The sequence below is a fragment of the Bradyrhizobium sp. Leo78 genome (assembly GCF_059512425.1).
Genome location: NZ_JCAMOT010000024.1, coordinates 25314 through 38365 on the forward strand (window position 1 = coordinate 25314; position 13052 = coordinate 38365).

General features: G+C 63.5%; 8 protein-coding genes. 5 read left to right on the forward strand and 3 right to left on the reverse strand.

Going from position 1 to position 13052, the window contains the following annotated elements; all coding sequences use genetic code 11:
• Positions 1-120 precede the first annotated feature (120 nt).
• Entirely contained in the window at positions 121-2031 is a 1911-nt protein-coding gene (locus AC5ZG1_RS26860; protein WP_035690748.1) for a potassium transporter Kup, read from the forward strand.
• A 181-nt stretch (positions 2032-2212) separates the two neighbouring features.
• On the opposite strand, the gene gyrA is transcribed toward AC5ZG1_RS26860, so the two are convergent.
• On the reverse strand, positions 2213-4951 hold the full coding sequence (gene gyrA / locus AC5ZG1_RS26865; RefSeq protein WP_496134566.1) for a DNA gyrase subunit A: 2739 nt from the start codon (positions 4949-4951) through the stop codon (positions 2213-2215).
• Between the two features lie 415 nt (positions 4952-5366).
• Positions 5367-5864: a single-stranded DNA-binding protein gene (locus tag AC5ZG1_RS26870; RefSeq protein ID WP_130226929.1), complete on the reverse strand. Its 498-nt coding sequence runs from the start codon at positions 5862-5864 to the stop codon at positions 5367-5369.
• Positions 5865-6315: 451 nt separating this feature from the next.
• Between AC5ZG1_RS26870 and AC5ZG1_RS26875 the strand changes: the two genes are divergently transcribed.
• From AC5ZG1_RS26875 to AC5ZG1_RS26890, 4 genes are all read left to right on the forward strand, one after another.
• Complete coding sequence (locus AC5ZG1_RS26875; RefSeq protein WP_028165564.1) at positions 6316-7071, forward strand: outer membrane protein; 756 nt, start codon at positions 6316-6318, stop codon at positions 7069-7071.
• 308 nt (positions 7072-7379) lie between these two features.
• The gene (uvrA, locus tag AC5ZG1_RS26880) at positions 7380-10355 is read left to right on the forward strand and encodes an excinuclease ABC subunit UvrA (protein ID WP_130226931.1); all 2976 of its coding nucleotides are present in this window, start codon (positions 7380-7382) and stop codon (positions 10353-10355) included.
• A gap of 123 nt (positions 10356-10478) precedes the next feature.
• Positions 10479-11042 carry a hemerythrin domain-containing protein gene (locus AC5ZG1_RS26885; protein ID WP_496134567.1) on the forward strand — a complete coding sequence of 188 codons (564 nt, stop codon included), beginning with the start codon at positions 10479-10481 and terminating at the stop codon, positions 11040-11042.
• A gap of 117 nt (positions 11043-11159) precedes the next feature.
• Entirely contained in the window at positions 11160-11813 is a 654-nt protein-coding gene (locus tag AC5ZG1_RS26890) for an HAD-IA family hydrolase (protein ID WP_496134568.1), read from the forward strand.
• A gap of 304 nt (positions 11814-12117) precedes the next feature.
• On the opposite strand, the gene AC5ZG1_RS26895 is transcribed toward AC5ZG1_RS26890, so the two are convergent.
• Positions 12118-13050 carry a YVTN family beta-propeller repeat protein gene (locus AC5ZG1_RS26895; RefSeq protein ID WP_496134569.1) on the reverse strand — a complete coding sequence of 311 codons (933 nt, stop codon included), beginning with the start codon at positions 13048-13050 and terminating at the stop codon, positions 12118-12120.
• Positions 13051-13052 lie beyond the last annotated feature (2 nt).

A 13052-nucleotide genomic window follows, 5' to 3' on the forward strand; every position in this document is an offset into this window, starting at 1 on the left:
CCCCGATCCCCCGCCTCCGCAGGAACATAGTGGTAATTTGCGACGTCTCGTCGCAGACTGCCGTTTGGTCGCGCCCTTGAGGATGATCCGGTCGGCGCGGTGCAATCGGGGGTCTCGCTGATGTCAAGCACGCCCGCCATCGCCTCAGGCCATCCGCCGAGCCCCCTTCCTCTTGCAACAACCATCGGCGCGCTTGGCGTCGTTTATGGCGATATCGGGACCAGTCCCCTTTATGCATTGAAGGAGGCTGCCAGGGCGGCCGCCCATGGCGGCACGATCGCGCCGAACGCCGTCCTGGGCGTGGTATCGCTGATCCTGTGGGCGCTGATCCTGATCATCTCGATTAAATACGCGCTCCTGATCCTGCGTGCAGACAACCGCGGCGAAGGCGGGATCGTGGCGATATTGGCGCTGCTGCACGCGCGCCATGCCCAGCCGGGCACCTGGCGTGCGCAGCTTCTGGTCGTCGGCCTCATCGGCGCCGCCCTGCTCTACGGCGACGGCGCAATCACCCCGGCGATCTCGGTCTTGAGCGCGATCGAGGGATTAAAGGTGGACGCGCCATCGCTGGCGCCGGCGGTGGTGCCGATCACCATCGTGATTCTGGTTGGCCTGTTCGCGATGCAGAAGCAGGGCACCGGCTTCATCGGCCGGATTTTCGGACCGGTCATGCTCGGCTGGTTCCTTGTTCTCGCGGCGCTCGGCATCCACGGCATCGTCCAGGCGCCGGCGGTGCTCGCGGCACTCAGCCCGTTCTATGCCTTCAATTTCCTGATCCACCAGAACTTCCACATCAGCTTCGCCATCCTCGGCGCAGCTTTTCTCGCGGTCACGGGCGGTGAGGCGATGTACGCCGACATGGGGCACTTTGGGCGGTTTCCGATCCGGCTCGCCTGGTTCGCCGTCTGCCTGCCCGCGCTGGTGCTCAATTATTTCGGGCAGGCCGCGCTGTTGATCACCGATCCGGGCGCGCTGGACCATCCGTTCTTCCAGCTCTCGCCCGACTGGCTGCATTACCCACTGGTCGCTTTCTCCGCGATCGCCACCGTGATCGCTTCCCAAGCGATCATCTCGGGCGTGTTCTCGCTGACCCAGCAATCGATCCAGCTCGGCTTCCTGCCGCGGATGCACATCCTCCACACCACCAGCGACGCGATCGGCCAGATCTATGTGCCGCTGGTGAACTGGCTGCTCGCCGCCGCGACGCTTGGCGCGGTACTGGGCTTTGGCACTTCGGACGCCCTCGCCGGCGCCTATGGCATCGCGGTGTCCTTGTTGATGGCGATCACCACGCTGCTGGCGGCGCTGGTTGCGATCCAGTGGGGCTACTCGCCGCTGATCGTGCTCGCCGTCAACGGTTTCTTCCTTGTCATCGACCTCATCTTCTTCGCGGCCAACTCGACCAAGCTGCACGAAGGCGGCTGGTTTCCGCTGCTGCTTGCAGGCTTGATCGCGTTCCTGATGCTCACCTGGCGCGGCGGTGTAAAACTGGTCGAGCGCGCCCGCGCAAGACTGCGCCAGCCGGAAGAGGATTTGATCGAGACCGCGATCACCAAGTGCCGCGCCAGGCTGCCGGGCACTGCCGTGTTCCTCGCAGCCGCGCCGAGCGGCGTGCCGCTCGCACTGACGCAGTTCGTCAAGCACAACCACGTCCTGCACGAACGCGTTCTTTTGGTCACCGTGCAGATCGAGGAATCCCCGCGCATTTCCGAGGACGACCGCGCCGAGATCATCGACATCATCCCGGGCATCACGCGGGTGATCCTGCACTACGGCTTCATGCAATACCCGACCATCTATGAGGGCCTGCAACTCGCCTGCCGACAGGGCAAGCTGCCCGGCATCGATCTTTCCGATGTCACCTACTATATCGGCCGCGAGACCATCATCCCGCGCGAGGACGTTCCGGGCATGTGGGTTTGGCGGGAATCAATCTTCGCATTCCTGCAACGCAACGCCGAACGCACCGCGGCGTTCTTCGGCGTGCCGACCGGACAGGTGGTGGAGTTCGGGACGGAAATCGAGATCTGACCACCTGACAACAGCCGCCCTGACGTCGCGCGTCGCGACATTGGCTTTCGCTGGAGTTGGTGAAGTCCGTAGCTGTAGCCCGGGTGGAGCGAAGCGCAACCCGGGATTCCATCCTTACCCACGAAGGTCCCGGGACCCACGAAGGTCCCGGGCTACGCTTGCGCTTCACCAGGGCTACGGGTCATTGGCCGCCGTTTCCGTTGCCGTTCTCGCCATTCTCGCTGTCGTCGCCGATATGCTCGACCGAGACGACATGCTCGTCGTCGGCGGTATCGAACACGATGACGCCTTGGGTCGAGCGGCCGGCGATGCGGATGTCGCCGACGGGGCAGCGGATGAGCTGGCCCTTGTCGGTCACCAGCATGATCTGGTCGGCCTCCTCGACCGGGAACGAGGCCACCAGCTTGCCGTTGCGGCTGTTGACACTCATGGCGACGATACCTTTGCCGCCGCGGCCGGTGGTGCGGTACTCGTAGGATGAGGTCCGCTTGCCGTAGCCGTTTTCGGACACCGTCAGCACCACCTGCTCCTGCGCCGACATATCGACATAGCGCTCCTGCGAGAGCTGGATCGCGCCTGTGGCCTCCTCGGCCTCGGTCTCGACCGGCTCCTCGGCGGTCGCTTCGCCTGCGACCGCGCGGCGCATCTTCAAGTAGGCCGAACGCTCGTCCGAGGTCGTCTCGACATGGCGCAGGATCGCGAGCGAGATCAGCTTGTCGCCTTCGGCCAGCGAAATGCCGCGCACGCCCATCGAGGTACGGCCGGTGAAGACGCGCACATCGGTGACGGGGAAACGGATGCACTGGCCGCCGGCGGCGGTCAGCAGCACGTCGTCATGCTCGGTGCAGATCTGCACGTCGACGATCGCCTCGCCCTCCTCCAGCTTCATGGCGATGATGCCGGAACGGCGGACGTCGACGAAGTCGGACAGCTTGTTGCGACGGACGTTGCCGCCGGTGGTGGCGAACATCACGTCGAGATTCTTCCAGGAAGATTCATCCTCCGGCAGCGGCATGATGGTGGTGATGCGCTCGCCCTGCTCCAGCGGCAGGATGTTGATCAGCGCCTTGCCGCGCGCATTCGGCGCGGCCATCGGCAATCGCCACACCTTTTCCTTGTAGACCTGGCCGCGCGAGGAGAAGAACAGGACCGGCGTGTGGGTGGAGGCCACGAACACGCGGCTGACGAAATCCTCGTCGCGGGTCTGCATGCCGGCCCGGCCCTTGCCGCCGCGGCGCTGGGCGCGATAGGTCGACAGCGGCACGCGCTTGACGTAGCCGGCGTGCGACACGGTCACCACCATGTCTTCGCGCTGGATCAGATCCTCGTCCTCGACCTCGCCTTCCTGCTCGACGATAACAGTCCTGCGCGGGGTGGCGAACTCGGCCTTCACCTCGGCAAGCTCGGTCTTGACGATCGCCTGCACCCGGGCGCGCGAGCGCAGGATGTCGAGATAGTCGGAGATCTCGGCGGCGAGCTTGGTGAGTTCCTCGCCGATCTCGTCGCGGCCGAGCGCGGTGAGGCGCTGCAGCCGGAGGTCGAGGATTTCCCTCGCCTGCTCCAGCGAAAGGCGGATGGTGCCGTCCGGATTGATGCGGTGGCGCGGATCGTCGATCAGCGTGATCATGTCTTCGACGTCCCGCGCCGGCCAATCGCGCGACATCAGCGTTTCGCGCGCGGCCGCCGGATTCGGCGAAGAACGGATGACGCGGATGACCTCGTCGATATTGGCAACCGCGATGGCTAGGCCCACCTGGAGGTGTGCGCGGTCGCGCGCCTTGCCGAGCAGGTATTTGGTTCGCCGGGTCACCACCTGTTCGCGGAAGTTGACGAAGATCGTCAGCAGATCTTTCAGGTTCATCGTCTGCGGACGGCCGGAATCGAGTGCCAGGATGTTGGCCGGGAAGTTGGTCTGCAGCGGCGTGAAGCGGTAGAGCTGATTCAGCACCACGTCCGGCATCGCCTCGCGCTTCAGTTCGATCACGACGCGGAAACCTTCGCGGTCGGATTCGTCGCGCAGGTCGGAAATCCCCTCGATCTTCTTCTCGCGGATCAGCTCGCCGATCCGCTCGACCATGTTCGCCTTGTTAACCTGGTACGGGATCTCCGTGATGATGATCGCCTCGCGATCCTTTCGCAGGGTATCGATCGTGACCTTGCCGCGCATCACGATCGAGCCGCGGCCGAGATGATAGGATGCCCGGATGCCCGCTCGACCGAGGATGATGCCGCCGGTGGGGAAATCCGGCCCCGGAATGATGTTGATGAGGTCGTCGATGGCGAGCGCCGGGTTGTCGATCAGCGCCACACAGGCGTCGACGACCTCGCCGAGATTGTGCGGCGGGATGTTGGTGGCCATACCGACGGCGATGCCGCCCGCGCCATTGACCAGGAGGTTCGGAAACCGCGTCGGCAATACCGACGGCTCTTGCTCGCTGTTGTCGTAGTTGGGCTGGAAGTCGACCGTGTCCTTCTCGATGTCCGCCAGCACAGCCTCTGCCGCCCGCGTCAGGCGTGCTTCGGTGTATCGATAGGCCGCCGGCGGATCACCGTCGACCGAGCCGAAATTGCCTTGGCCGTCGATGAGCGGCACGCGCATCGAAAAATCCTGCGCCATGCGCACCATGGCGTCGTAAATCGACTGGTCGCCGTGCGGGTGATACTTACCGATGACGTCGCCGACCACGCGCGCGGACTTGACGTACTTCTTGTCCGGCGTATGCCCCTGGTCGTACATCGAATACAGGATGCGGCGGTGGACCGGCTTGAGCCCGTCACGCGCATCGGGGAGCGCCCGCGCCACGATCACGCTCATGGCGTAGTCGAGGTAGGACTTCTTCATCTCGTCGAGGATGGAAACGGGACGAATGTCGGAGGGCCCCGACGGCTCGCCGGGCTTGTCGTCTTCAGGTTCTGACAAAGGGGGAATCCGGGTCGGTTCTACTGCAGAATCATATAGCGTATCGGGGGCCCGACCACCACCCCGGAACGGCCTCGGCGACCGGTTTTTCCCTTCGTTTTTTCATAGACTTACGGGGTCGACCGGCGCGCCGCGGGAACACCCCAGCGGCGTGCGGCAAGGCGCCCTCCGAGGTCAGGAAACCGCCCGCGGGCCGTTGGCGGCGCCCGCATCGCCCCGCCCTGTCGGTTAGATCGATTTCCTCAGAATTCACATTAACCGGAGCCACAAGCAACCCGGCCGCGGCACATCAAGCCATATCAATCGCTTGACGCTGATATCCTGCAGTCATTGAAGAGGATAAGTTCGACGCAAGCTGTATCGCGCGAGGGAGATTTTCATCCTCACGCGATCTTTCCGGCAACGTACCGCTCGATCAGAACGGGATATCGTCGTCCATGTCGTTGTTGTTGCGGGCGCCGGCCGGCACGGCGCGGCGTGGCGCGGAACTCGAGGGGCCGCTGACGCCGAAATCGCCGCCACCGCTGCCCATGTCGTCGGAGAAGCTGCCGCCACCGCCGCCCCTGCCGTCCAGCATCGTGAGGTTGGAGTTGAAGCCCTGCAGCACCACTTCGGTCGAATATTTCTCGACCCCGCTCTGATCGGTCCATTTCCGGGTCTGGAGCTGGCCCTCGACGTAAACCTTGGCGCCCTTCTTCAGGTATTGCTCGGCGACCTTGGCGAGCCCTTCATTGAAGATGACGACACGGTGCCACTCGGTCTTTTCCTTGCGCTCGCCGGTGGCCCGGTCGCGCCAGGTCTCGGAGGTCGCGACGCTCAGATTGGCGATCGGACGGCCGTCCTGGGTCCGCCGGATTTCTGGGTCCTTGCCGAGATTGCCCACCAGAATGACCTTATTTACGCTTCCCGCCATCGCCGCTCTCCACTCAATCGCTGGGCCGGCCGGTTACACGGCGGCCACATTCAGTCTTCGCTAACCACATCTTACATTGCTGACGGACCTATACGCTCGCCGACACCGTCGGGCGCAGCCATTCCCCGTCCATTACGCGGTTATCCACATATAGCACCAGCCGCGCCATTGTTCCAGTTTTGTTCCATGCAACTTGACGTAATCGTGGTGACATTGTGGCCTAAATTTGGTGCAGACAGGATGGAACCCGAAATCGACCCTCGGGTTCCATAAAACATCAAGAAAATCATTAACTTATGTTCCCGCTACTTCGCCGGGAAGTGTTGCGTTTCGGCGACGGTATTTCCGGTTGAATCGGAGTATATGCCTAAAACGACGGCGCGGCGCTCGCGTCTTTAATACCGTAACGCTTCGGGACCAAATTGAAGCGAACAAAGGCTGGAGAGCTACGATGAAGAAGTTTTTGCTTGGAACGGTTGCCTTGGTTGCGCTGGCTGCGCCCGCCTCGGCTGCCGATCTTGCCGCGCGCCCTTATGTCAAGGCTCCGCCGGCGCCCGTCGCCGTCGTCTACGACTGGACCGGGTTCTATATCGGCGGCAACGGCGGCTGGGGAACGAGCCGCAACCGCTGGGACGTCCTTGGTTTCAGTGACGGCTCCCATAACGCCGACGGCGGCACTGCTGGTGGTCAGATCGGCTATCGCTGGCAGACCGGAACCTGGGTGTTCGGTGTCGAAGGTCAGGGCAACTGGGCTGACTTCAAGGGCAGCAACGTCAGCCTGCTGACGGGCATCGACACCAACGAGACCAGGGTCGACGCCTTCGGCCTGATCACCGGCCAGATCGGCTATGCTGCCAACAATGTGCTGTTCTACGTCAAGGGCGGCGCGGCCGTGGTCGCCGATCGCTACCGCGTGCGTGACGCCTTCACCGGTTTCCCGATCACCAACGACATCAACGACACCCGCTGGGGAGCCTCGGTTGGCGCTGGCATCGAGTACGGCTTTGCGCCGAACTGGTCGGTCGGCGCCGAGTACAATCACATCTTCCTGGGCAATCGCTCCTACGATTTCATCAACAATGGCTTCGCCGGCCCGGCCGGCAGCCTCTTCGCCACCGAGAATATCAAGCAGGACATCGACCTCGTCACCGTCCGCGTGAACTACAAGTTCGGCCTCGGCGGCGCTCCGATCATCGGACGGTACTGATCTCGCGATCGGATATCAATCTTAAGAAAAGGCCGGCCTTGTGCCGGCCTTTTTGTTTGCGTGTCGTTAGTTCCGAGCCGCTCATCTGCGAAGCTCCGCTTGCGCGAGCCCCTCTTGCTGCCAGCTACTGCCAAAGCTGCACGCAGGAAATGCGATCAGAAACAAATCGTTGATGATTCGTGCTGAGCACTGGAAATCGTCGCCCGTTCTTCCTATGTTCCGGCATCACCCCATCGGCGCCGTGGTAGGGATTTCCGACGACGCGCGCCCATAACGTGGCGCGCTTACAAGCGCCTGGAAATGCCGATATGGATGAAGTGCTCAGGGCGAAGCGCCAACCGACCGCCGGCTCCTCAACGCGTGCCATCACGATCCGCGGCGCGCGGGAGCACAATCTCAAGAACATCGACGTCGAGATTCCCCGCGACAAGCTCGTCGTTTTCACCGGCCTGTCCGGCTCCGGCAAGTCCTCGCTTGCCTTCGATACCATCTATGCCGAGGGCCAGCGCCGCTATGTCGAATCGCTGTCGGCCTATGCCCGCCAGTTCCTGGAGATGATGCAGAAGCCTGATGTCGACCAGATCGACGGCCTCTCGCCCGCCATTTCGATCGAGCAGAAAACCACCTCGAAGAACCCGCGCTCCACCGTCGGCACTGTCACCGAGATCTACGACTACATGCGCCTGCTCTGGGCCCGCGTCGGCGTGCCCTATTCGCCGGCCACGGGATTGCCGATCGAGAGCCAGACCGTCTCGCAGATGGTCGATCGCGTGCTCGCCTTGCCCGAGGGCACTCGCCTCTATCTGCTGGCGCCGGTCGTGCGCGGCCGCAAGGGCGAGTACCGGAAAGAGCTCGCCGAATATCTCAAGAAGGGTTTTCAGCGCGTCAAGATCGACGGCACCTTCCATGAGCTCGCCGAAGCGCCGAGCCTCGACAAGAAGTTTCCGCACGACATCGACGTCGTCGTCGACCGCATCGTGGTGCGCCCCGACATCGGTCAGCGTCTCGCGGAGAGCTTTGAGACCGCGCTCAAGCTTGCCGAGGGCCTTGCGGTGATCGAATTCGCCGACGCCCCGGCGGCAGCTCCCGCCGAAGAAAAGAAGAAGACCGCAAAGATCCACGACAAGAGCGGACCGGAACGCATCCTGTTCTCGGAAAAGTTCGCCTGCCCGGTCTCCGGCTTCACCATCCCCGAGATCGAGCCGCGGCTGTTCTCGTTCAACAATCCCTATGGCGCCTGCCCCGCCTGCGGCGGCCTCGGCATCGAGCAGCATGTCGACGAGGACCTCGTCATTCCCGACAAGGATCTGTCCCTGCGCAAGGGCGCGATCGCGCCGTGGGCCAAGTCCTCCTCGCCCTATTACCTGCAGACGCTGACCGCGCTCGGCAAGCACTACAAGTTCACGCTCGACACCAAGTGGAAGGACCTGGCGAAGAAGACGCAGAACGCCATCCTGCACGGCTCCGGCGACGACGAGATCAAGTTCTCCTATGAGGACGGCGTCCGCTCCTACGACACCAAGAAGCCGTTCGAGGGCGTGATCACCAACATCAACCGCCGCTACCGCGAGACCGAGAGCGAGTGGGCGCGCGAGGAGCTGGCGAAATATTTCACCGACATTCCTTGCGCCGCCTGCAGTGGCTATCGCCTCAAGCCGGAAGCGCTGTGCGTCAAGATCGGCGGCAAGCATATCGGCGAGATCGCCGACCTGTCGGTGAAGCGCGCCGGCGAGTGGTTCGAGACCGTGCCGGAAGCGCTGAACACGCAGCAGAACGAGATCGCCGCGCGCGTGCTGAAGGAAATCCGCGAGCGACTGACCTTCCTGCTCGACGTCGGCCTCAACTATCTCACGCTGTCCCGCTCCTCCGGCACATTGTCCGGCGGCGAAAGCCAGCGCATCCGACTCGCGTCCCAGATCGGCTCGGGGCTGACAGGCGTGCTCTATGTGCTGGACGAGCCCTCGATCGGCCTGCACCAGCGCGACAATGCGCGGCTCCTGGATACGCTGAAGCGGCTGCGCGACCTCGGCAACACCGTGGTCGTGGTCGAACATGACGAGGACGCCATTCGCCTCGCCGACTACGTGCTCGACATCGGCCCCGGCGCCGGCATGCATGGCGGGCATATCGTCGCGCAAGGCACGCCCGCCGAGATCATGCGCAATCCGAAATCGCTGACCGGCAAATATCTCACCGGCGAGCTTTCGGTGCCGATCTCCGACCGGCGGCCGCCAAACCATCGCCGCACCATCAAGGTCGTCAACGCCCGCGGCAACAACCTGAAGAACGTCACGGCGGAGATTCCGCTGGGGCTGTTCACCTGCATCACCGGCGTCTCCGGCGGCGGCAAGTCGACGCTCCTGATCGACACGCTCTACAAGGCGATCGCGCGCAAGCTCAACAATGCCAGCGAAGCCGCCGCGCCGCACGACCGCATCGAGGGCTTGGAGCATATCGACAAGATCATCGACATCGACCAGTCGCCGATCGGCCGCACCCCGCGCTCGAACCCCGCGACCTATACCGGCGCCTTCACGCCGATCCGCGAATGGTTCGCCGGCCTGCCCGAGGCCAAGGCACGCGGCTACGAGCCCGGCCGCTTCTCCTTCAACGTCAAGGGCGGCCGCTGCGAGGCCTGCCAGGGCGACGGCGTCATCAAGATCGAGATGCACTTCCTGCCGGACGTCTACGTCACCTGCGATGTCTGCAAAGGCAAGCGCTACAACCGCGAGACGCTGGAGGTGCTGTTCAAGGGCAAGTCGATCGCCGACGTGCTCGACATGACCGTGGAAGAAGCCGCCGACTTCTTCAAGGCGGTGCCGCGCGTGCGCGAAACCTTCCAGACCCTGCACCGCGTCGGCCTCGACTACATCCATGTCGGCCAGCAAGCGACCACGCTCTCGGGCGGCGAAGCCCAGCGCGTCAAATTGGCAAAGGAGCTGTCAAAGCGCGCCACCGGCCGCACGCTCTACATCCTTGACGAGCCGACCACCGGCCTGCACTTCCACGACGTCGCAAAACTGCTGGAGGTGCTGCACGAGCTGGTCGCCCAGGGCAACACGGTCGTCGTGATCGAGCACAACCTCGAAGTCATCAAGACCGCCGACTGGGTGATCGACCTCGGCCCCGAAGGCGGCGACGGCGGCGGCGAAATCGTCGCCTGGGGTCCGCCGGAGGATATCGCGAAAGCGCCGCGGAGCTACACCGGCAAATTCCTGGCGCCGGTGCTGAAGAAGGCGAACAGCAAGCCACGCAAGAGCAGCGCGAGCGAAGCAGCGGAGTGAGGATTTTCCGACGCTTCGGACGCGTTCCGGTGCAAATCGGTTCCGACCTTGATCTAACGCAATGCCACGATGATTTGAGCGTCTACTTTTCTGCGATGGTTCACCCCCTTGTGGATCACCGCAATGATCATCGAGCTGCTAAGCCAAGAGCACCGCAACATTGAACGGCTGCTTGCCGTCCTCGAGCACGAGCTGGATATTTTCGATCGCTCGGGCCGACCGGACTACGAGGTCATCCGCGCCATCATCGCCTATTTCGAAGTCTATACTGAGATGTACCACCACGCTCAGGAAGACCGCGTCTTCGCCAAGCTGAAAATTCGCGATCCCGCCGCCGTGGAGAAGATCGGCGATCTCGCGCATGAGCACCGGGAAGGCGCCAAGCGTTTGCACCGCGTCGCCAAAGCCGTCGACGGCGTGCTTGCCGATCGCGAGTTCCTTCGTCAGGACGTGGACCGCATCGTTCGCGATTTCCTGGAGCATGAGCGGCGTCATATCAGGATGGAAGATCGTGATTTCTTTCCGGCCGCGCTGAAGGCATTGCAGTCCGAGGATTGGACCGAAATCGCGTCAGCCTTGTCCCCCCACAAGGATCCGCTATTCAGCGACGCCACGGAAGCCAGGTTCGATGCGCTGCGGGCCCATATCCTGCAACTCGAACAGGAGGCCGAAGCCGAGCGACGTTAGTGCAACTGCCATCTGGCGGCATGCGACAACAGCCAATGCCGATCGCAGCTTTGCGACTGCTTTTCCATTTGTTAATTTCGCAATTGTCTCGGCGCGTGCTATCTCTTCTCCCGCCGAATGCCCTACTCCCTTGTCATCTTCGACCTCGACGGCACGCTTGCAGACAGCTTTCCCTGGTTCCTGCGCAACGTAAACGATGTTGCCGACCGCTTCGGTTTCCGCCGCGTCGCGGACGAGGACGTCGAAGAGCTGCGGCATGCCGGCTCGCGCGAGATCGTCGCGCGGCTTGAAGTGCCGATGTGGAAGATACCCATCATCGCCCGGCATATGCGCCGGCTGAAAGCGGAGCACCTGGCCGATATCGAACTGTTTCCAGGTACCGAAACCATGCTGCGCACACTCAAGGACGGCGGCCTGCAACTGGCGCTGGTCAGTTCGGACAACGAGGCGAACGCACGCCGGCTGCTTGGCGAGACAGCCGCGCTGTTCTCCTCGTTCGATTGCGGCGCGTCGATCTTCGGCAAGGCCGCTAAATTCAGCCGCGTCCTCAAGCGCGCCGACCTTGCGCCGTCGCAGGTGATCTCGATCGGCGACGAAACCCGCGACATCGAAGCCGCGCGCGCCGTCGGCATCGCATGCGGCGCCGTGTCGTGGGGCTATGCAGCGCCCGCCAAGCTGCGGGCGCTCGGGCCTGACATGATGTTCGAGCGAATGGAGGATATTGCTTCGTCCCTTTGCGGCGGCGCCGAAGGGCGGGTTACGCTTCGCTAATATGGGCCTAGGCACGAACCTCCATCCGCGCGTTAGAGCATGATGAGATCAGGTCGAGTTGGCGCCACGTCGGAGGTGCCTTACCTCTCCCCGTCGGGGAGAGGTCGGATCGCATCGTGAGATGCGATCCGGGTGAGGGGGATGAGCTCGATCGAGGAACCATAACCCCTCACCCGGCGCTGCGCCGTAGCCGAAGCTATGCTTCGGCGTGTCTTATGACGGCCGCCGAAGGCGGCCTATGCCTCTCCCTATGGGAGAGGTGGACAACCGCGGTCACGCCGATTCGAAGACAAGTCATCCCGCTCTAGTGCCGCAGAAAAGCTCCGAACGCGCGCGGACCGTCGCCGACCTTGGTCTCGCCGATCACCTTAAGCTCGGCCGCATCGATGACGCTGAGCGTGTTGCTCTCCCAGTTTGCCACGACGACGCGACGCGCATCCGCCGTCGCGGCGATCCCTTCCGGATAGTCACCGACGCTGATGCGCTTGATCGGCGCCAGCGTCGCGAGATCGAACACGCTGACGGTGCCGTCATATTGGTCGGTGACGAAGCCACGGCCCTGCGCCAGCGCAACCGCATAGGGGCGCAGGCCGGCCTTCACACGACCGATCTCACGGCCCTCTGCGATATCGATGACCGACACGTCGTTTGATTCGACATTGGCGGTGTAGGCACGCCGGCCTTCTGCATCGATAGTGACTCCAAACGGATGCATCCCGACCTTGATGACCGCCCGCCGGTCGCGCGTTGCGGTATCGATGACGGATACAGTGTTGTCGTCGCGGTCCGCCGAGAGCAGGAGCCGGCCGTCGGGCGTCACCGCGAGGCCCGAGGGCGATGCGCCGACCGCGATATCAGCGACAACGCGCAGCGCCAGCGGATCGATCACCCGCACAGCCGCGGCATGCCAGTCAGCAACATAGACCGCCGCGCCATCCGGCGATACCGCGACACCGAGCGGACCGCCGCCGACTGTGACTTTCCCGACGACCTGGCGCGCGGCGGCATCAACCACCGTGAGCGCCTTGGCCTCGGGGCTTGTCACATAGGCGAAGCGTCCATCCAGCGTGACGGCAACGCCGGCCGGCTTGCCGCCAATCGCGATGGTCGCGACCGGCTGCACCGTTGCGAGGTCCACGACCGTCAGGTTTTCGCTGAGCTGATTGGTGACGAACGCCTCCTCGGCGGAGGCTGAGCCGATGCTGGCGACCACAGCCGCCAGAACGATGGCCCGCATGA

Bases quoted from the DNA above. Each gene is read 5' to 3' on its own strand.
- AC5ZG1_RS26860 (WP_035690748.1), top strand. From the start codon at position 121: ATGTCAAGCACGCCCGCCATCGCCTCAGGCCATCCGCCGAGCCCCCTT.
- AC5ZG1_RS26870 (WP_130226929.1), bottom strand. From the start codon at position 5,864: ATGGCGGGAAGCGTAAATAAGGTCATTCTGGTGGGCAATCTCGGCAAG.
- AC5ZG1_RS26875 (WP_028165564.1), top strand. From the start codon at position 6,316: ATGAAGAAGTTTTTGCTTGGAACGGTTGCCTTGGTTGCGCTGGCTGCG.
- uvrA (WP_130226931.1), top strand. From the start codon at position 7,380: ATGGATGAAGTGCTCAGGGCGAAGCGCCAACCGACCGCCGGCTCCTCA.
- AC5ZG1_RS26885 (WP_496134567.1), top strand. From the start codon at position 10,479: ATGATCATCGAGCTGCTAAGCCAAGAGCACCGCAACATTGAACGGCTG.
- AC5ZG1_RS26890 (WP_496134568.1), top strand. From the start codon at position 11,160: ATGCCCTACTCCCTTGTCATCTTCGACCTCGACGGCACGCTTGCAGAC.
- AC5ZG1_RS26895 (WP_496134569.1), bottom strand. From the start codon at position 13,050: ATGCGGGCCATCGTTCTGGCGGCTGTGGTCGCCAGCATCGGCTCAGCC.